This is a genomic window from Streptomyces sp. NPDC050997, assembly GCF_040660135.1.
Lineage (GTDB): Bacteria > Actinomycetota > Actinomycetes > Streptomycetales > Streptomycetaceae > Streptomyces.
The window spans coordinates 572,176-591,639 of sequence record NZ_JBFAGK010000004.1; the positions used below are offsets into that span (position 1 = coordinate 572,176).

Consider the following 19,464-nt stretch of genomic DNA (forward strand, 5'->3'; position numbering starts at 1 on the left):
GCGTTACCGCTTCAGGAGTCGTACCGACAGACCTTCCGCCGTGTAGACGGGTACGGCCCGCAGGCGGTCGGAGTTCAGCTCGACGCGGTCGAACTGCCCGCGCAGCACCGGGGCCCCGAGCACGCGGACCGTGCGGCCGGCGGTCGGCGGCCGGTCGGCGTCCAGCCGCAGGGACAGCGTGCTGCCCCGGCCCAGCACCGCCCGGCGCGTCACCTCCAGGACCGGCTCCTGGCCCGAGCGCAGGGTCACCTCCAGCGTGCCGGAATCCTGGGTGTAGGTGCCGTGAACCCGCAGCGACTTGCCGAGTTCGAGAGTGCCGCCCTGCACCCCCACGTCACCGTGGCCCAGCGCGTGCGCCGACCCCGCGACGAGGACACCGTCAGCCAGCACGGTGCCGCCCGTGTACCGGTTGTGCCCCGTCAGGGTCAGCGTGCCGGTGCCGCGCTTGGTCAGACCGCCCGGCCCGCCGATGTCGTTGCGCCAGCTGTCCGCCGCCTCGAAGCCGTCGGCCGCCGCGTCGAGCGTGACGCTCACGTCGGAGTCGAAGGCGCCGTAACCGTCGGACGCCGCGAACAGATTCAGCCGGCCCCACTGCTCGAAGCCGTCCAGCAGGACGTACCCGGAGGGCAGCGCGGTCGTCCGCAGGACCTCACGCCGCTGGGCCGCGGTCAGGTACGGCAGTCGCGTCTCCAGCAGCGCCTCCGCGCCCTTCGGTACGGCAAGCGGCTTGTCCTGGCCGTGCCGCGTGAGCACGTACGTCAATCGGGGCTTGACGGCACGGGCGTTGGCGGCCCGGTCCGCGTACGCGTCGGAGCCGTCGGAGTGGGCGTACGCGTACAGCGTGTCCGCCGTCGTGCCGGTCTCCTGCCGGAAGTACGCCAGGGCCTGGGCGCGTGCCGCGGCCTTGAGGTCCGCGTTCGCCGGGTCGGCCAGGGTGGCGGCGGCCAGGGCGGTGGCCATGATCCGGCCGCCGAGGACGTCGACCGTCGAGTGCATGCCCGACATGATCCGGGTGTGGCTCAGCTCGAAGGCGCGCGTCACCAGTTCCTGGAAGCGCTCCGGCACCGCGTACGCGTAGGCCAGTGCCGCCAGGTGGAAGGCGTTGGTGTGGCCGCTGGGGAAGCCGCCGTCGTCCACCGGAGAGGTGTTGCGCTGACGCAGCAGCTGTGTCGCCACGATCACCTCGGAGTCGTAGACGGGGAAGCCGAGCGCGTCGGTCCTCCCGGTGTCGACGACCTCGCTGTCCTCGTTCATGCGCCACGGACGCGGGTACTGGAAGGCGTACTTGCCGGGGTTGCCGGAGGCGAACGGGCCACGCACCGTGTCGACCAGTTCGGCGACCTTGCCGAGCGCCGAGTCGTGCGCGCCCGCGCCGAGCGCGGAGCCGGCCGGGGCGTCGGCCGGTACCGCGTCGTCGATCTTGGTGGGCGGTGTGCCGTCGGGCGCGCCGGTGATCGACGTGACCGCCTTGGCGCCTGTCCTGTACAGGTCGGCCAGCGGACCGAGGCCCGCGATCATCGCGTAGCTCTGGTGCTGGCGGTCGTAGAGGAAGGCCTCCTTCGCCTGCGCCTCGGTGCGTGCCGAGGTGAGCCGGGCGCAGTAGCGCATGTTGGCGCGCAGCACCTCGGGTATCAGCGGCGTGCCGGTGTTCCAGGCGCCGCCGGTCTTCCATACGTCGGCCATGCCGCCGAGGACGCGGACCACGGCGTTGGTCTCGGGCGTCAGGTTCGCGATGACGTTGGTCTTGTAGTCGTCCACGAACGCGGCGGCACCGGCGGCGGCCTTCGCGTCCGTGGCGGCCAGCCAGGTCACGAGGGTGGGCGCGGCCAGCACACCGGCCGAGGCACCCAGGGAGGTCCTGAGGAACCCCCTGCGGTTCACGGCGCGTTCACGGACCGACGAGGGGGAGGGGTGCCCGGCTGATGACGGCATACGTCTGCCTCTCTCGAGTTGTTCGGCCGTAAGGCCGCGGGAAGGAGGTGGAGCGATCGATCGTGACTCATGGTGCGGCACGTGACGTACGCGTCGAACGCGCTTTCCCGAGTTCTACGAGCGAAGATCTACGGGCGAGTTGTGTCGGACCAGGGAGGAACCGGCGTCCGCCACATGTCATACGAGTGAACGGGCCATCGCGACCGCGCCGTCGACCGGCGGTGCGTCCAGGGGCCTCGGGCGGGCCCCGGGCACGCTCGTGGCCAGGGATGTCACGAAGGCTTCGTACAGGGCGGGTTGGGCGAGCACGGTGCTGCCGGCGACCACGACGTCCTCGACCGTGACCCCGCGGTCGGCGAGCCGTCTCACGAGCGCGGCCAGCGAGCGGCCGCCGTCGGCGATCACCGCAGCGGCGAGGGGTGAGCCGGCCTCGGCGGCGGTGAACACCACGGGTGCGTGCCGGCCCCACTCGGCGGAGACGTCGGTGGCCCGCTCCAGGGCCGCGCCGAGTGCCGGTACCTCGTCGACGCCGAACGCGGCGACCAGGCCCTTGGCGAGTTCGTCGGGGGTCTCGCCGCGGTCGTGGGCCGCCCAGACGGACCGTACGGCCTCACGGACGAGACCCGCCGAGCCGCCCTCGTCCCCGAGTACCGCGCCCCAGCCGCCGACCTGGACGGGGCCGTTGTCGGCGAGGCGGCCGACCGCGACGGAACCGGTACCGGCGACCAGGCCGACACCCTGATCGAGACCGGCGGCGGGTACGAGAAGTTCGGCGTCGCCCATGACGAGCGCGGGCGCGTCGAAGTGCAGATGCAGCGCGGTGCGTATCTGGTGGCACTGCCGGGGCGTCTCGCAGGCGTGGCCACCCACGGCGACGGCGGACGGGCGTGCGCCCGTCGGCAGTGCGGAGGCGACCAGTGCCGCGACCCAGCCAGCCGCGGCCACGGGGTCGTGCGGCCGCCAGCCGCTGCTCGGGCGGACGTGGTCGGCGACCAGGTCGTCCCCCGCGAAGGCGCGGAGATGCGTCTTGGTGCCGCCCACGTCGATTCCGACCACGAGAGGGCATGAGGGGGGAGCGTCCGGCACGGGTCCTCTTTCGTCGTTGCGCTTGGCTGCGACGGTAGGCGAACCGTGCCTGGGGCAAGGGGAGTTGATGAACTAGGGAAGCCCCGGGACGGGCTTCTGACGGGCACGGCAGGCGAGTACCGTGACGTTCGTTAGGAAGTTAACTAACGAAGTACAGTGCGTGTCAAGAGGCGTCACGCACTCGACCACCGCAGCGTTCCCACCGGGTCGCCGCGGGGCGGGAACCGCGACGCCAGGGCATCCCATCGCCGCGTCCCGGGGACGATCGCTCCGGGAGCGCGGCCCATGACCCGTGCGGGAGAACTGTGGAACACGACGTGGCGAGAGCCTCTCGCCTGACCGAGAGCGCGAGCGCGGTGTTCGCCGTGCTGGCCGGGGCGGGCACCGCGACCCGGCCGCAGCTCGCGACCCTGGCGGGACTGTCCAAACCGACGGTGTCCTCCGCCGTCGCGGAGCTGGAGAGCGCCCGGCTCGCCGCCCATTCCGGCACCGCCTCCAGCGGCACGGGCCGTTCCGCCGCCGTCTACCGTCTCGGCCCGGCCGCCGGGACCGTACTCGCCGTCGACCTCGGCCCCGCGTTCACGCGGGTACGCGGCTGCGCCCTGGACGGCACCCTGCTCGCCCAGGTCACCGGCTCCCGGGAGGACGCCGCCGACGTGGTGCGACAGGCCCTCGACGCGCTGCCCGAGGGTGCCCCGCTGCGCACCATCGTCGTCGCCGTCGGTGATGTCACCACGCCGCAGCAGCCGGGGACCGGCATGCGTCCCGCGACCGCCAAGGCGGGCCCCGTGTTCGACGCCATGGCCGTCGCGCTGCCGCCGGGCGTGCCCATCCACCTCGAGAACAACGTCAACTGCGCGGCGCTCGCGGAGCTGTACGAAGGCGCCGCCCGCGGCCGTCACACCTTCGGCTACCTGCGGATCGGCGTCGGTGTCGGCCTCGGCATCGTGGTCGGCGGCCTGGTGCTGCGCGGAGCCAACGGCGCGGCCGGCGAGCTGGCCCGACTGCCGTACCCGTGGGACGACGGTCGCGAGCCGCGGCAGGAGGCGCTGGAGGAGTACATCGGCGCACGCTCGCTGCTGCGGCGGGCGGCCGAGGTCTGGCAGGACTCCGACGGCCCGTGCCCCCGTACCGCCGAACGTCTCTTCGCCCTCGCCGGGGAGGGCCGGGCCGCCGCCCGCGCCGTCGTCGGCCGGCATGCCGTGGACGTGGGCCGCCTCGCCGCCGCCGTGACCGCCGTGCTCGACCCGGGACTGGTCGTTCTGGGCGGCAGCACCGGCGCCGACCCGCAGCTCCTGCCCGGGGTGCGGGCCGAACTGGCACGGCTGAGCTGGCCCACCGAGGTGGTCAGCAGCACCGTGGGGGACCTGGGCACGGTCGTGGGTGCCGCCCGGCTCGCGGTCGCCCGGGGAGTCCAAACCGTGACCGAAGCCGCGCGGACTAAGGATTGACGGCCTCCGACTTGGTCTGCCAATGTCCGGACAAGCGCTTTCTAAGTCGGTCGGGACACCGGCTTGGGGTGAGCGTCCCGACCGTACGTGAGGTACGGCAGCCACGCGAGGGCGTGCTCGCGAGGCCACGGCCGTGAGGGCCGGGGACCCCACCCGTCAAGGCGACGCGGCCGGGCGAGGCCGTGCCCCCGGAAAGCGAAAATTCCTGCACCATGCACCCGTGCCGCTTCGGTCGGCGCCGTGCTCCGTCCCCTGCGACGAAAAAGGATCGAAGATGACCACTGTAGGTGTGCGGCGCTCCCGCCGACTCGGCCGCGGCGGCATACGCCGCCTGGTTCCCCTTGCTGCCGTGGCCACGGCAGGTGCCCTGCTGCTCTCCGCCTGCGGGGGGTCGGGATCCGGCTCGGGCGGGAACTCCAAGGCGCTGACGTTCTGGATCTCCACGGTTCCGGGGCAGGACGCGGGCTGGAAGAAGATGGTGGCGCAATACAAGAAGGAAACCGGCGTCAACGTCAAGCTCGTCAACCTCCCCTACGACGGCTACGCGACGAAGCTGCACAACGCCGCGCAGGCGAACTCTCTGCCCGACGTGGCGGCCGTGCCGGCGCTGGACCCGATCTGGTCGAGCAAGCTGATCGACCTCAGCTCCATCGCCAACAACAAGAGCAACAAGATCAACGCCAACTTCCTCGCCAAGGACTCGTCCGGGAAGGTGCTGTCCATCCCCTCGGACGTCACCGCGTCCGGCCTGTTCATCAACGAGTCGCTCTTCAAGAAGGCCGGCGTCTCCGTCCCGGCCTCGCCCCAGAAGACCTGGACCTGGACCGACTTCATCAAGGCGGCGAACAAGGTCCGCGAGAAGACCGGCGCCAAGTACTCCCTCACGTTCGACCAGTCGCCGTCCCGGCTCCGCGCCATGGTGTACGAGATGGGCGGGAAGTACGTCCACGCGGACTCCTCCGGCAAGTTCTCGGTGGACGCGGCGACCAAGAAGGCCGTGAACTACTTCGTCGGACTGAACGACGACAAGACCATGCCGAAGTCGGTGTGGACCAGCGGCGCCGACCCGTCGGCCATGTTCCAGAGCGGTGACGTGGTCGCCTACTGGTCCGGCGTGTGGCAGGTTCCCGCCTTCGCGGAGAGCATCAAGAAGTTCGACTGGGCGAGCGTCCCGACTCCGGCGCAGCCGGTGCAGGCCAGCGATGTCAACAGCGGCGGCATGACGGTGGGCTTCAACAACAACGGCGACGCGGCCAAGGCCGCGACGAAGTTCCTGTCCTGGCTGTACGAGCCGGCCCACTACCAGGCGCTGTGTGAGGCGTCCGGGTTCCTGCCGGTCGAGAGCGGTCTGAACCCGAAGTACCCCTTCAAGTCCGAGGCGGCGCAGGCGGCGTTCAAGCTCTACAACGAGTCGATCCCGCTCTACGCCCCGATCTCCGGCTACTTCAACGGCGCGCAGACGAACTGGGTGCTGAAGGGCAAGAGCCTCACCGAGGACCCGACCAAGACGGAGCTCGGCAAGGCGATCAACGGTCAGCAGTCGGCCGACAAGGCCCTGCAGAACATCGTGGCCGGCTACAACCAGCAGGTCGGCGGCTGAGCGTAGGCCGGCAGGCCCGGGCGGCGGGATCAAGACACCGCCGCCCGGCCTCGGCCGACCACGTGATGCCGGGCTCATGGCGTGAGCCCACCGGAACCCCTCCCACCAGCACGGAGTCAGGAAGATGACAAAACGCGCCTCGGACGTGTCCGTGAGGCCGCCCAGGAGACGCAGCACCTACACCCTCGCGCCGCTCGTCCTCATCGCGGCCAATGTGGTGCTCTTCGCGCTGTTCTTCGTCTGGCCGGCGGTGATCGGGCTCGTCTACTCCTTCACGAACTACACGGGTGTAGGGGTGTTCCAGTTCATCGGACTGGACAACTACCACAACCTGTTCGGGGACTCCACCTTCTACGACGCGCTGACCCGGACGCTGCTGTACGCCGTGCTCTTCGTACCGCTGAACTTCGCGGTCTCGCTGCTCACCGCCAACCTGCTGGTGAGCAAGCACGCCAAGGGCGCGTCGGTCGCCCGCGTCGTCTTCTTCATCCCGTGGCTTCTGTCGCCCATCGTCGTGGGTGTCCTGTGGCGGTGGCTGTTCGGTGAGAACTTCGGACTGGTCAACTACGTCATCGAGAAGCTCGGCGGAAGTGCCGTTCCGTGGCAGTCGAACGCGGACCTGTCGTTGATCGTGGTGGTGATGGCGGCATCCTGGGCCTGGACGGGTTTCTCGATGCTGCTGTTCATCGCGGCGATCAAGAACGTACCGGTGTCGTACTACGAGGCGGCCTCGCTCGACGGCGCCGGTCCGTGGCGCCAGTTCATCAGCATCACGCTGCCGAGCATCGCGCCCACCTCGTTCATCGTCATCCTGCTCAACACGATCAACGCGATGAAGGAATACCCGGTGTTCGTCGCCCTCAACAACGGCGGACCCGGCACGTCGAACAACCTGCTTGTCCAGTACATCTATGAGACCGGCTTCAAACGGGGCCAGATCGGCTACGCGAGCGCCGCGTCATTCGTGCTCATGCTCATCCTGATGGCCGTCGCGATCATCCAGCTGATCGTCAACCGGCGGGTGGAGAACCGATGACAACCACAGACATGCCCCGCCCGGTCGATGCCGATCCCGGACGGGCCGTCTCCAAAAAGCGGCCCCGCCGGGCGGGCAGCGGTGGGCTCCGGCGGGCGGTGCCCGCGACGACACTGCTGTGGATCCTGGCGTGCCTTTACGGACTGCCGGTGCTGTGGTTCATCCTCAGCTCCCTCAAACCGGCCAGCGACCTGTTCTCCTATCCGCTGACGCTGGTTCCGCACAACCCCACCCTGTCGGGTTACCTGACCGCGTGGCGCAGTGCCAACTTCTCCCAGTACTTCATCAACACGACCATCGTGTGCGTGATCACGACGATCCTCACGGTGGGAGTCAGCTGCTGCACCGGGTACGCGCTGGCCAAGTACGACAACAAGTGGCTCAAGGTGTTCTTCATCTGCATCCTGGCCACCACGATGCTGCCGTCCGAGGTCATGCTCGCCCCGGAGTTCCTGGTGGTCCGCAACCTCGGCCTCTACAACTCGTTCGCCGGCATCATCCTCCCGGCCGTACTCACCGCGACCGGATGCTTCATGTTCCGCCAGTTCTTCCTGACGGTTCCCGACGAACTCGTGGAAGCCGCACGCATCGACGGCGCCCGCGAACTGTCGATCTTCCTGCGGATCATGGTGCCGCTGTCCCGGCCCATCATGCTGACACTCGCCATCCTGTCCTTCCAGTGGCGGTGGAACGACTACATCTGGCCGCTTCTGATGCTCAACGACCCCGACAAGTTCACCGTGCAGATCGGCATCCAGAGCATCGTCGGCGCGCAGAACATCAACTGGTCGGTACTGCTCGGCGCATCGGTCATCTCCATGATCCCTCTGATCCTCATCTTCATGGTCTTCCAGCGCTACGTCATGAGCGCCGACATCAACGCCGGACTGAAGGACTGACCTTGCCCACCCCGCTCGACCACGAGTTCGTCCGCGCGGTGGCCCGCGCCGCCGACCGGCTGGCCGCCCCGCTGGCGGCCGGCCCGGACGAGGAACCCACCGGTGTGACCCACCGCGTTCTGGCACGCCGGGTGAAGACCCTGGTCGCGGCCTACCGTTCCACGGAATCGGCGCTGCACGGCAGCAGGCAGGCCGTCGCCGCCGCGATGACCCACCTCGGCGCCCTCCAGGCCGCGCAGACCACCACCGGCCTCTTCGCCGGCGGCGACAACGTGCAGTCACCCCCGGACTCCGCGTTCACCGTCAACGACGTGTGCGACGCGCACATCCTCGCCGCCGGCGCGGGGCCGGAACTGCGCGACGTCACGGCCGCGCTCGCCGAGATCGCCGGCGCCGCCTCCGGCAGTCTCCTGACCGGTGGGGTGCACACCCCGAACCACCGCTGGGAGCTGTGCGCGGCGCTGGCCCGGCTGCACCGGTCGTTCCCCGACGACCGGCTGCTCGACCGCATCGAGGAGTGGCTCTCCGAGGGCGTCGACATCGACGCGGAGGGCCTGTACTCGGAACGGAGCGCCAACTACGCGGCCCACGTGTCCAACCCTTCGCTGCTGCTGCTGGCCGACGTCCTCGGCCGTGCCGACCTGCTGCACGCCGTCGAACACAATCTCGCCACCACCCTGGACCTCATCAGGCCGGACGGCACGGTGGAGACCGTCCACTCGCGACGGCAGGACCAGAACCAGCCGTTCCCGCTGGCGCCCTACCTGCCGCACTACCGGCTGCTCGCGGTCCGCACCGGCCGGGGCGACTTCAGCCGGGCGGCGCGGCTGGCGGCCGCCGGTGGCATCGACGACCCCGACCTGCTCGCCGAGACCCTCCTCACCCCGGACCTGTGCCGCGCCCTGCCGGCCCCGGCCGCGGAGACACTTCCGCGCGACCGGTACATCACCACCGCACGCCTCGCCGCGCACGCCTCGGCCACCGCGCACACGGTGGTGTACGGCGGCTCGGACGTGCCCGAGCACCGCCGCATCCGCTCGGGCCTCGCCTGCAATCCCACCTTCCTGCGCCAGATCGCCGGCGACGCCGTCCTCGACGCGGTCCGCCTCTCGCGGGGGTTCTTCGACCTGGGCCCGTTCCGCGCCGCCGACATGCAACAGCCCGCCGCCAACCGGTACCGGCTCACCGAAACTCTCACGGCCGCCTACTACCTGCCGCTCCCGCCGGACCGGCGACAGGACGACGGCGCCTACCGCATCGCGGACGAGGGACGCTTCTCGGCCGCGATGGCCTTCCCGGACCGGCCTCGGGACGAGGTCTCCCACACGACCCGCGTCGAGGTGGACCTGAGGGAAGACGGCGCCGACCTGCGGATCGACATCAGCGGACCACGGGTCCCCTGGGCCCTCGAACTGACCTTCCGGCCGGGCGGCGTGCCAGAGGGCGCCGTACCGATCGGCGACGGACGCTGGTGCCTGACGACCGGGCCGATGACCTACCGGGTCGGTGACGACGAGATCCGGGTCGAGGCCGACGTCGAGGCAGGCGAACCGCTTGCCGGGCCGGACCGGAGCGACGTACTGCGGTACGACCCGGGTCAGGACTACACCGTGGCGGGCGGCACCGATGCGACGACCGGGACCCGCGTCTACATCGGCGGACAAGGCCCGCACACACTGACCGTCGCACTGCACGCCCGCCGGCCCGCACCTGACGTGTGACCCCGACGAACCACGCCATGGCCAGCCCAGGCATGAAGGATTGATCCCCGTGCACCTCACGCACCAGCGCGGTCCCTTGCACGACCTTCCGGACACCCCGCGGGCGTACGACGCCGTCCTCGCCGACGTCACCGAGCAGGCACTGGCCCGGCTCACGGCGGGGGCAACCTCGAACACCCCGACTGCGTCGACGACATCGGCGACACCTCCCTCGGCGTCACCTCCCTGCTGGCGCTCGCCTGGCAGCGCACCAAGGACCCCCGACTGCCGGAGGCGGTGCGCCGCAGCCTCGCCTTCCATCTGCGGGAGCGGGTGTACGTCGACGACAACCCGGGCTACCCGAACCTGAGAGTCCGCGACTCCGGTCTGCCGTACGCCCGTTACACCCTCGCGCCGGGCGCGCACCCGATCGGGGACTGGCCGAGCACGGTGTGGGCGCTGCTCCAGGCGGTCGACGTGAACCGGACCTCGCGATTTCGGCCAAAGCTCCTGTACATGGACCTCCACATCAGGTTCTGGAGTCCGGCCCGGGTAGCTGCCAGGAGGTTCCGGCAGGAGACCGGCGGCGCCCGGGGAAACGCTGGGCTCGAACCACACGTCGACCTGTGTCCCGTCTACTCCTCGTCGGCGAGCAAGTCGAGCGGGAACTCGCTACCGTCCGCCGCCGATCGGGCGGGGCTCGGAGGCCGGGGAGCGTGGCCGCCGCGGCGGCGAGGGCGAGGTGGGAGTTCATGTCCAGCTCGAACCGGCCGTAGGGGTTCACGTGGGTCCAGAACAGCGGGGACAGGGCGCGCCGGTCGGTGTCGGTGAGCCGCTTCTGCCACTTCTCCTCGCTCACGCCGTGCCACGGCTGACCGCCGCCACCGTTCACACCGATCACCTGCCGCACGGCACAAACCCCGTACCCCGCTTACCCACCACGCCGACGCACGGACCTGACTACAACCCCGATGCCCGGCCGGCACCGCCCGGCCGCATCTGCACCGGCGGGAGACCGCGCTCGTACTCCTCGGCAACAATCGCCCTCGTAGAAGCTCCACACCGCCGCGATGATCCGATCGACCGTCGCCGACAACAGGCCGCCCGGGACCGTCCTGGCAGTCGGCGACCACAGCCACGAGGTTGAGCAGGTTGCGCCTGCCGACGATGGCGCGGACGGCCACCGCCCACGACCTGCAACTTCGGCTTCGGAGACGGAGATGCGATCTGGGTGCTGATTCATTCAGTTTCCGGGTCGGACAACGGGTGAAGTCTGATCCCCCGGGGATGTGTGGTTCGGCCACAGTGCCCGGAGGATCCCGGGGAAGTCGTCCGGCGCGCCGGGGTCGAGCAGTGCCAGGTTCAGCAGGTATCCCGGTAGGACCGCGAGGATCACCTTGGCGACTGCTTCGGCCGGGAGAGCGGGCGCGGCGCCTGCGGTCTGGCGTTCGCGTACGAGTTCGGCGAGGTCTCGGGTCATGGTGGCCCCGGCCTGCCGGAGCCGGTCTGCCAGTTCCGGGTTGCGCAGGGCTTCGGACCAGACCATGAGTGCCACCGTGGCCAGTTGGTCGTTGGTGTGCCGGGCGGTGACCTCGTCCAGCAGCGTCGCCATCACCTGCCCGGGCTCGGTCTGGGCTCCGCCGGAGCGCACGGCGGTGTGCAGCGCTTCGGTGACGTCGGCGAGGTTCTGTGTCGCGACGGCGAGGATCATTTCGTCCTTGCTGGAGAAGTACTGGTACACCGTCCCCGGGGACCGACCCGCCTCGGTGCATACGTCATGCATCGAGGTGCGGTGGAAGCCGTTGCGCACGAAGCATCGCCGGGCCGCCTGCAGGATTTCTGTGCGTTGACGGTGCTTGTGTTGCTGACTGACGCGGGGCATGACCAGTCCTTCTGCGTCGAGTTCGGCCGAGTGTCTGGATTCTTTGAGAGCTCGCGCGGTGGAACGCAGCGCTCCCGGTGTGCGCGGGAGAACCCGGCATGGTGCTGCGCGGGGTGAAAGGATGCTCCCTCTGGCTTGGCACGTTGCTCATCGGGGCTCGGTAGGGGGGCTGAGTTCGACGCGCAGCAGGGCGGCGTTGCGCACGACGCCTTCGGGCGGGGCGGTCGTGCCGCCGTCGGTGGTGACGTACATGACCTTGCCTTCGTCTCCGGGTTCGGCGCCCCAGTAGGCGCTGGAGGGACCGACGATCACCGGGTCGAACGGGTCTCCGGCCAGGTGGCGAACCTCGCTGCCGCGGCGCGGGACGAGCGGCACCCGGTCGAGGGTGTTGGCGCGGTGCCGGCTGACGTAGGCGAAGCCGGCTTCCTCGTCGATGCAGAAGTCGTCGCCGTCGGTGAGGGCTGCGACGAACTCCGGGGTTCCGGTCGCGTCGAGTGTGACCGGGTCGACCGGGACGCGCATGAACACCTTCTGGGCGGTGGAGGTGTAGTAGAGGTAGCCGGTCCTCGGCCCGTAGCGCACGCCGTTGACGCCCGGCTGCGGCGGCCACGGGATCCCGCCGTCCGGATCGTCGCCCATGGTGTCGTGCTCCGCCCAGACCCGGGCGGTCGCGCTGTGCGCCCCCGGGCCCAGGTCGACGCGCCAGATCAGGCCGGCGAAGCAGTCGGCGAGGGCCAGCACGCCGGGACCGAGCAGACAGGCGCCGTTGAGGCCGCGCACCCGGTCGTCGAAATCGAAGATGATCACCGGATCGACCGTGGCGCCCGGCGTCCAGCTGCTCAGGTCGAGCCGGATCAGATGGGACTCGTGCGTGGTGTAGGCCTCGGTGAGGCTGAGTACGTATACGTCGGGCTCGACCTCGACGATGCCGGTGACCGGGTGGTCGAAGGTGTGCACGAGTACTGGGTCGGTGAGTGTGCGGGCTGGGCCTGGGACGTACCACAGTTGCTTCTGCAGCACGGCGGTGATCAACACGGAGCCGTCGGCGCGCACGACGAGGTTCTCAAGGAAGAATTTTTCCGGGAAATGGGCGACCGGGATCAGGGTGACCTTGGGAAGCGGCGCGATGGCCATGGCGAACTCCTTACTTTTACTCTGAAAGAGCTGACTTGCAGTGCTCTGTTTACTGGTCGAGTCCGGTGGCGTTCGACGGGACGTCGTACGCCATCAGGGTGAGCGAGACCGCGGTGAACCAGCCCATCAGGACCGTGACGTCGCTGATGCCGGCGTCGCCGAGAAGCTGCTGTGCCCGGCGGAACAGCCCTTGGGGCACCACGCGTGCTGCGGCCAGGGTGGAGGAGAGTTCGTAGACGATCTGCTGGCGCGGATCGTCGAAGACCGTGGGCAGGCCCGCGATGAGGGCTTCGACATTGGCGGGGTCGAGCTTGCCGAGGGCCTCGGCGATCTTTTCGTGCTCGTAGCTGCTGTACGCGGACCTCCAGTGTCCGCAGACGACGCAGGTCGCGATCTCGATCTCAGCCTTCGACAACGTTGACTTCGTCTGGAAGTAGGCGCCGATCGGCGCGATCGTCGTGAGCAGCGACGGATTCGCCGCCCAGATCTTGTGCGGGCCGGGGACCAGGCCGCGCAGCTTCTCGGTGAAGTCGAACGCCTCGCGCATCTGCGGCGGCATCTCCTCGACCGGCGTCTCCACGAAGCGGCCGAAGGTGCCGAAGTCGTCCGGGTTGTCGAGCATGGCCTTGAGTTCATCGGTATTCGGCATGATCAGTTCTCCTCAGGCGATCGGGGTCACGGGGCGCCCGGTCGGCACGTCGTAGGCATTGAGCAGCATGCCGAGCGCCAGATAGTGGATCGTGATGAACACCACCGCGTCGAAGCCGTCCTGCCCCAGCTTCGCGACCGCCGCGTCGTACAGCGGCCCCGGCACCGGTCCACCGCGGGTCAGCGCGCAGGCGATATCCGCGGCGAGCAACTCGTCCTCACTCAGGTCGGCCGGCCGCGCACCGGCGCTCAGGGCTGCGACTTGGTCCGGGCGCAGCCCGGCGCGAACGGCGAGTGCCGTGTGCGCGTACAGCTCGTAGGCGACGTTGAAGCGTCCTCCGAGCGTGAGGATGACGACCTGGCGCGCCCGTTCGCTGATGCCGTCCAGTTTCTGGGCCACACCGATGAACTGGCCCAGCGGCACCGCGAGTTGAGGGAAGTGCAGCATGACTCCCCAGGGCCCGACGAAGGCGCCGTCGGAGTTCTTGACCTCGAAACCCTGGTACTCCTCGGCTTCGGTCATCTTCTCGTAGTTCTCGTAGAGGCGGAGCTGCTCTGAGGTCAGCTCCGCCGGGGACAGGAGCGGTAGGCGCATGGTGATCTCCTTCAGCTCGATCCACGCCACGTAAAGACGAGCGTTCATTCGCCTTGATTCGACCGTACGACCGTCGAGCGCTTGCTGCAAAACCGAGGGCGAGCCCTCGGTTTGCAGCAAGCGGCGTGCATCGTGAAGTTGCGGGTCATGGGTCTGGTCGCGCATCTTGCCGTGCTCGCGCTGGTCGGCGGCCGGTGTGGACGACGAGGGTGACGCGCACGCCGGAGGAACGGATCTCTCCGGCGAGCCTGACGGCGGCCTCCAACTCGGGGCGCTGGGTGGCGCGGGTGGAGATCTTCTCCGAGAAGACGCGGGTGACTCCGGCTTCGGCGAGGGAGTCCAGCTGTGCGTCCAAGGACTGCCGGGCGGTGGAGGCGCGGGCGTATCCGAGACGGACGTGTCCGACCGGGGCAGCGCCGGCGTCCGCAGGCCGGGGCAGCTCGGTCCACACCGAGCCCGGTTTCCGTACGGCGAGGGTCGGGACGCTGAGCACCTTGGCGAGTTGGGGCACGAGCCGGAAGCGGGCCGTGTGGTACTGGATGGCCACATTGCCCTTCCCGGTCCGGCACGGCGAGCCCGCCGGTACGGCACAGGTGGACATCAGGCAGGCGTGCGATTCTACTGTCCTGTCTCAACCAACTCCGGGTTTCGACGCCCGTGCCGAACTCACCCAGGAGCAGGCCGCGTTCGCCCTCGCCGAGGACCCGTGCGGCTACGGCAACCCGGACGCGGGCTGGCGGCACCTGGTCAGCTCGACGGCCCTGGAGGCCGGCCCGATCACGGACGCACCGGACGACCTGCATGGCTTCGCGGTGCGGTACGGCACCGAGGAGCCATGCACGGTGCCCGTGCGGCGGGGCGAGGACGGGCTGACGGTACGGACGGACGCCTTCACGGCCGTCATCGGGGCCGAGGACGCCCACGCGGAGCCGACGCTGTCACTGCGCCGTGCCGGCGGCTGAGGTCATCGCGCGCCGGAGGCCGCCCGGTTCAGACGGGCAGCCCCAGCAGTCCCCAGCCGCGCCGTGCGGTCTCGTCGACCACCTCGGCCCACTGGCGCACCAGGGCGTCGAACGCGTCGAAGTCCGCGATCCATCCCTCCGGGCGTGAGGCGTGGAGGTCATAGGTCTCGCGGAGCCCTTCCAACAGGGCGTCGGCCCGCGCCCAGTGGGCGGCGAGCGCGGTCACGGCGGGCGGTGGGCGGACGAGTGTCCGGTGCGGCCGCCAGGGCTCGGGATCCGAGGGGAAGAGGCCGGCCTCCGGCTCGTCGGCCCCGTCGGCCTCGTCGGCTCCGTTGTCCCCGTCGTCTGCGGAGTCCTCGTCCGCTCCCCACCAGATCAGGCCCACGAGGAAGCCGTCCAGCGGCTCGCGCAGCGCGGGCTCGGCGAACTCCCGAGCCCTGTCCCAGCCGTCCGCCGCCCAGAAGTGCGGCTTGTACGAGCCGAGCGTGCCGCGGAACTCGTACCGCCCACTCCACGGCACCTTCGGAGAGGCGGGAAACACCCAGCCCGCCTCGGGCTCCGTGGCCGGACCGAAGTCGCTCTCGGGACAGCCGGCCTCGTACAACAGGCCCTCCCGCTCAGCCGCCGGCGTCCGCTCCAACCGGCCCCAGTCCGCCGCCAGTACGGTGATGTCCAGCCCCATCCGGCCACCCTACGACGCCCCGCACCACCAGGTCCGCCCGCTCACGGGTCGCCGCGACCAGCCGCGCGTTGCGTTGGTCCGAGCGCAGCACCCAGTCCACCGCCTCCTCGTGGCTCTTGCCGAACTCCTCGTGCCGGGCCACCAGCCGCCGGACGCGCTCCTCCTCGTCCGGCTCGCAGAACCACACCTCGTCCAGTTGCGCCCGGACCCGGGCCCACGCTCCGGTGTCGAGGAGCAGGTAGTTCCCCTCGGTCACGACCAGCCGAGCCGTCGAGGGCACCGGAATCGCCCCCGCGATCGGCTGCTCCAGCACCCGCTCGAAGCCGGGCGCGTACACGACGTCACCGTCCTCCTCCTCGCGCAGTCGCCGCAACAGCGCCGCGTACCCGGCCGCGTCGAAGGTGTCCGGCGCACCCTTGCGGTCCCGCAGCCCGAGCCGGTCCAGCTCGATGTCGGCGAGGTGGAAGCCGTCCATGGGGACGTGCGCCACCCACGGGTCCCCGGAGTCGTTGAGCGCGGCCACCAGCCGCTCGGCCAGGGTCGACTTGCCCGCGCCGGGGCTGCCGGCGATGCCGAGCAGGGCACGGTGGCCGGGCCGGGTGAGGGCGCGGGCCCGGGTGAGGAGGTCTTCGAAGGTCAGCGGCACAGAGCCGAGTGTGCCAAAGATCGGGCGGAACCTGTCGTGAAGGTCCCCCTGTGGCGTGCGCCACCCACTGGATGCGGCCCTGCGGGGAACCGGGTCCTGTATGACGGAGCTCGGACTACCCGAAGACATACTGGCCTGCCTCTTCGACCTCGACGGTGTGGTCACGAGGACGGCCGTCGTGCACGCGGCCGCCTGGAAGGAGACGTTCGACGCGTTCCTGCGGGAACGCGACGGCGAACAGTTCAGGCCGTTCGACGACAGCGACTACGGCGAGTACGTCGACGGCCGCCCGCGCGCCGACGGTGTCCGCACCTTCCTCGCCTCCCGGGACATCGAGCTGCCCGAGGGACGCCCGGACGACCCGCCGAGCGCCCCCACGGTCCACGGACTCGGCAACCGCAAGAACGAACGCGTCCTGGAGAAGATCCGCACCGACGGCGTCGAGGCCTACGACGGCACCCTGCGCTACCTCGCGGCGGTACGCGCCCGGGGCCTGCGCACCGCGATCGTCTCCTCCAGCGCCAACTGCCGCGACGTCCTGCGCTCGATCGACGCCGAGGACCTCTTCGACGTACGCGTCGACGGAGTGGTCGCCGCCGAGCGCGCGCTGCCGGGCAAGCCGCGACCCGACACCTTCCTGGCCGCCGCACGGGACCTGGGCGTGGACGCCGCGCGCTCAGCCGTCTTCGAGGACGCCCTCGCCGGCATGGACGCGGGCCGCTCGGGCCACTTCGGATACGTCGTCGGTGTCGACCGTGTCGGACAGACCGACGCCCTGTACGCGCACGGCGCCGACGTGGTCGTCAAGGACCTCGCCGAGCTGGGAGGCACGGCGTGATCAGCCACCGGTCCTACACCGTCGAACCCTGGGCGGTCCGCGAGACCGACCTCAACCTCGATGTGCTCGCCCAGAGCGAGTCCGTGTTCGCGCTGTCCAACGGCCATGTCGGCTGGCGCGCGAACCTCGACGAGGGCGAACCGCACGGCCTGCCCGGCTCCTACCTCAACGGAGTGCACGAACTGCACCCGCTGCCCTACGCCGAGGCCGGTTACGGCTACCCGGAGTCCGGCCAGACCGTCATCAACGTCACCAACGGCAAGGTGCTGCGGCTGCTGGTCGACGACGAGCCGTTCGACCTGCGCTACGGCCGCCTCGTCAACCACGAGCGCACCCTGGACCTGCGCGCGGGAGTGCTGGAGCGGACCTGCGAGTGGATCTCGCCGGCCGGCTCCCGGATCCGGGTGCGGTCGACTCGGCTCGTCTCCCTCACCCAGCGGGCGATCGCCGCGGTGGCGTACGAGGTGGAGCCCGTCGACAGCCGCACCCGGGTGGTCATCCAGTCGGAACTCGTCGCCAACGAGAGCCTGCCCGAGTCGAGCGGAGATCCGCGTGCCGCCAGCGAGCTGAAGTCACCGCTGGAGCCGGAGGAGGACTTCGCCTCAGGGACTCGGCTGCGCCTGGTGCACCGCACCCGCCGCAGCGGCCTCCGGGTCGCCGTGGCCGCCGACCACGTCATCGACGGACCCGAGGGAACCACCACCAGGAGCGAGAGCGACGTGGACGTCTCCCGGCTGACCGTCACCTCCGTCCTGGATCCCGGACAGCGGCTGCGGGTCGAGAAGGTCGTCGCCCACGGCTGGTCCGGGGTCCGTTCCCGGCCCGCGATGAGCGACCAGGTCGACGCGGCGCTGGCAGCGGCGGCGCACAGCGGCTGGCAGGGTCTGCTCGACGAACAACGGGCGTACCTCGACGACTTCTGGGCCCGCGCCGACGTCGAGGTCGACGGCGACGAGGAGATCCAGCAGGCCGTCCGCTTCGCCCTCTTCCATGTGCTCCAGGCCGGCGCCCGCGCCGAACAACGGGCCATCCCCGCCAAGGGGTTGACCGGATCCGGCTATGACGGCCACTCCTTCTGGGACACCGAGACCCTGGTCCTGCCCCTGCTCACCTACACCGCCCCCGACGCCGTCGCCGAAGCGCTGCGCTGGCGGCAGCAGACCCTGCCCGCCGCCCGGGAACGCGCGACCCAACTCGGCCTCGACGGCGCCGCGTTCCCCTGGCGGACCATCGAAGGCTCCGAAGCGTCCGCGTACTGGCCCGCCGGTACGGCAGCCTTCCACGTCAACGCCGCCATCGCGGACGCGGTCGTGCGCTACACGGCGGCCACCGGCGACACCCGCTTCGAACGCGACACCGGCGTCGAACTCCTGGTGGAGACCGCGCGGTTGTGGCGTTCGCTCGGCCATCACGACCCCCACGGCGTCTTCCACATCGACGGCGTCACCGGCCCCGACGAGTACAGCGCGGTCGCCGACGACAACCTGTACACCAACCTCATGGCCCGCACGAACCTGCTGGCCGCCGCCGACGTCTGCGAACGCCATCCCGAACCGGCCGCTCTCCTCGGCGTCGACGAGGAGGAGAGCGCCGCCTGGCGGGACGCCGCCGAGGCCGTGCACGTCCCCTACAACGACGAACTCGGCGTCCACGAGCAGCACGCCGGCTTCACCCGCTACCAGCGCTGGGACTTCGCGGGCACGAGCGCCGACCAGTACCCGCTGCTGCTGCACTTCCCCTACTTCGACCTCTACCGCAAGCAGGTCGTCAAACAGGCCGACATGGTGCTGGCGATGTACATGTGCAGCGGCTACTTCGAGAAGTACTGCGACGAGGAGCAGATCGCCCGCAACTTCGCCTACTACGAGGAGCTGACCGTACGGGACTCCTCGCTCTCGGCGTGCTGCCAGGCCGTCGTCGCCGCCCAGGCCGGGCATCTCGGCCTCGCCTACGACTACACCGCCGAGGCGGCGCTGATGGACCTCGCCGACCTGGAGCAGAACACCCGGGACGGACTGCACGTCGCGTCCCTCGCCGGCACCTGGACGGCCCTGGTCGCCGGTTTCGGCGGCATGCGCCGGGACGGCGCGTCACTCAGGTTCGGCCCGCGCCTGCCGGACAGGTTCAGCCGTCTCGCCTTCACCCTCCAACTCCTCGGCAGTCGGCTGCGGGTGGAGATCGGTCCGGACAAGGCCACGTACACCCTGGTGTCCGGCGAGCCCCTGACGATCCGCCACCACGGCGGCGCCCTGACCGTGAACGGCGACGGCCCCGTGGTCCGGGCGATCCCGCCGCAGGAGTCCCGGCCGGCCCCCTCGCAGCCCCCGCACCGCATCCCCAACGCCCGGCGATGAACCCCGGCGGGCGTTCTGC

Annotated in this window: 16 protein-coding genes and 2 pseudogenes; 9 read left to right on the top strand and 9 right to left on the bottom strand. The window is 70.3% G+C overall.

Features of this window, described 5'->3' with window-relative positions:
* Positions 1 to 3: 3 nt before the first annotated feature.
* Both AB0H86_RS12540 and AB0H86_RS12545 read right to left on the bottom strand, forming a co-directional pair.
* A complete protein-coding gene (locus tag AB0H86_RS12540; protein ID WP_362436341.1) occupies positions 4 to 1,932 on the bottom strand; it encodes a phosphatase PAP2 family protein in 1,929 nt (642 codons plus the stop codon).
* A gap of 177 nt (positions 1,933 to 2,109) precedes the next feature.
* Complete coding sequence (locus tag AB0H86_RS12545; protein ID WP_362436343.1) at positions 2,110 to 3,018, bottom strand: BadF/BadG/BcrA/BcrD ATPase family protein; 909 nt, start codon at positions 3,016 to 3,018, stop codon at positions 2,110 to 2,112.
* 317 nt (positions 3,019 to 3,335) lie between these two features.
* On the opposite strand from AB0H86_RS12545, the gene AB0H86_RS12550 reads away from it, so the two are divergent.
* From AB0H86_RS12550 to AB0H86_RS12575, 6 genes and pseudogenes are all read left to right on the top strand, one after another.
* The gene (locus tag AB0H86_RS12550) at positions 3,336 to 4,469 is read left to right on the top strand and encodes an ROK family transcriptional regulator (protein WP_362436345.1); all 1,134 of its coding nucleotides are present in this window, start codon (positions 3,336 to 3,338) and stop codon (positions 4,467 to 4,469) included.
* A gap of 274 nt (positions 4,470 to 4,743) precedes the next feature.
* The gene (locus AB0H86_RS12555; protein ID WP_362436347.1) at positions 4,744 to 6,069 is read left to right on the top strand and encodes an extracellular solute-binding protein; all 1,326 of its coding nucleotides are present in this window, start codon (positions 4,744 to 4,746) and stop codon (positions 6,067 to 6,069) included.
* 124 nt (positions 6,070 to 6,193) lie between these two features.
* Positions 6,194 to 7,105: a sugar ABC transporter permease gene (locus AB0H86_RS12560; RefSeq protein WP_362436349.1), complete on the top strand. Its 912-nt coding sequence runs from the start codon at positions 6,194 to 6,196 to the stop codon at positions 7,103 to 7,105.
* Positions 7,102 to 8,004, top strand: a complete 903-nt coding sequence (locus AB0H86_RS12565; protein ID WP_362436351.1) for a carbohydrate ABC transporter permease — start codon at positions 7,102 to 7,104, stop codon at positions 8,002 to 8,004. The genes AB0H86_RS12560 and AB0H86_RS12565 overlap by 4 nt, the downstream gene beginning before the upstream one ends.
* Positions 8,005 to 8,006: 2 nt before the next feature.
* Positions 8,007 to 9,725, top strand: a complete 1,719-nt coding sequence (locus AB0H86_RS12570; RefSeq protein WP_362436353.1) for a hypothetical protein — start codon at positions 8,007 to 8,009, stop codon at positions 9,723 to 9,725.
* 49 nt (positions 9,726 to 9,774) lie between these two features.
* Positions 9,775 to 10,184 (top strand): annotated as a pseudogene (locus AB0H86_RS12575) (hypothetical protein); the annotation flags it as partial.
* A 763-nt stretch (positions 10,185 to 10,947) separates the two neighbouring features.
* Here AB0H86_RS12575 and AB0H86_RS12580 read toward each other — a convergent pair.
* The 5 genes from AB0H86_RS12580 to AB0H86_RS12600 all read right to left on the bottom strand — a co-directional run bounded on the left by AB0H86_RS12580 (position 10,948) and on the right by AB0H86_RS12600 (position 14,510).
* The gene (locus AB0H86_RS12580; protein WP_362436355.1) at positions 10,948 to 11,586 is read right to left on the bottom strand and encodes a TetR/AcrR family transcriptional regulator; all 639 of its coding nucleotides are present in this window, start codon (positions 11,584 to 11,586) and stop codon (positions 10,948 to 10,950) included.
* Positions 11,587 to 11,733: 147 nt separating this feature from the next.
* Positions 11,734 to 12,720, bottom strand: coding sequence for a hypothetical protein (locus AB0H86_RS12585; protein ID WP_362436357.1), 987 nt, complete (start codon positions 12,718 to 12,720; stop codon positions 11,734 to 11,736).
* A 49-nt stretch (positions 12,721 to 12,769) separates the two neighbouring features.
* Entirely contained in the window at positions 12,770 to 13,369 is a 600-nt protein-coding gene (locus tag AB0H86_RS12590; RefSeq protein ID WP_362436359.1) for a carboxymuconolactone decarboxylase, read from the bottom strand.
* Positions 13,370 to 13,381: 12 nt separating this feature from the next.
* A complete protein-coding gene (locus AB0H86_RS12595; RefSeq protein WP_362436361.1) occupies positions 13,382 to 14,128 on the bottom strand; it encodes a hypothetical protein in 747 nt (248 codons plus the stop codon).
* Positions 14,109 to 14,510, bottom strand: coding sequence for a recombinase family protein (locus AB0H86_RS12600; RefSeq protein ID WP_362436363.1), 402 nt, complete (start codon positions 14,508 to 14,510; stop codon positions 14,109 to 14,111). The genes AB0H86_RS12595 and AB0H86_RS12600 overlap by 20 nt, the downstream gene beginning before the upstream one ends.
* Positions 14,511 to 14,610: 100 nt before the next feature.
* On the opposite strand from AB0H86_RS12600, the pseudogene AB0H86_RS12605 reads away from it, so the two are divergent.
* A pseudogene (locus AB0H86_RS12605) lies at positions 14,611 to 14,925 on the top strand (hypothetical protein); the annotation flags it as partial.
* Positions 14,926 to 14,953: 28 nt separating this feature from the next.
* Here AB0H86_RS12605 and AB0H86_RS12610 read toward each other — a convergent pair.
* Positions 14,954 to 15,607, bottom strand: a complete 654-nt coding sequence (locus AB0H86_RS12610; RefSeq protein WP_362436365.1) for a hypothetical protein — start codon at positions 15,605 to 15,607, stop codon at positions 14,954 to 14,956.
* Positions 15,543 to 16,253, bottom strand: a complete 711-nt coding sequence (locus AB0H86_RS12615; RefSeq protein ID WP_362436367.1) for a nucleoside/nucleotide kinase family protein — start codon at positions 16,251 to 16,253, stop codon at positions 15,543 to 15,545. Before AB0H86_RS12615 ends, AB0H86_RS12610 begins: the two co-directional genes overlap by 65 nt.
* Positions 16,254 to 16,353: 100 nt before the next feature.
* Here AB0H86_RS12615 and AB0H86_RS12620 point away from each other — a divergent pair, with 100 nt between their 5' ends.
* Both AB0H86_RS12620 and AB0H86_RS12625 read left to right on the top strand, forming a co-directional pair.
* Positions 16,354 to 17,091: a beta-phosphoglucomutase family hydrolase gene (locus AB0H86_RS12620; protein WP_362436369.1), complete on the top strand. Its 738-nt coding sequence runs from the start codon at positions 16,354 to 16,356 to the stop codon at positions 17,089 to 17,091.
* The gene (locus tag AB0H86_RS12625; RefSeq protein WP_362436371.1) at positions 17,088 to 19,445 is read left to right on the top strand and encodes a glycosyl hydrolase family 65 protein; all 2,358 of its coding nucleotides are present in this window, start codon (positions 17,088 to 17,090) and stop codon (positions 19,443 to 19,445) included. Before AB0H86_RS12620 ends, AB0H86_RS12625 begins: the two co-directional genes overlap by 4 nt.
* The last annotated feature ends 19 nt before the right edge of the window (positions 19,446 to 19,464 follow it).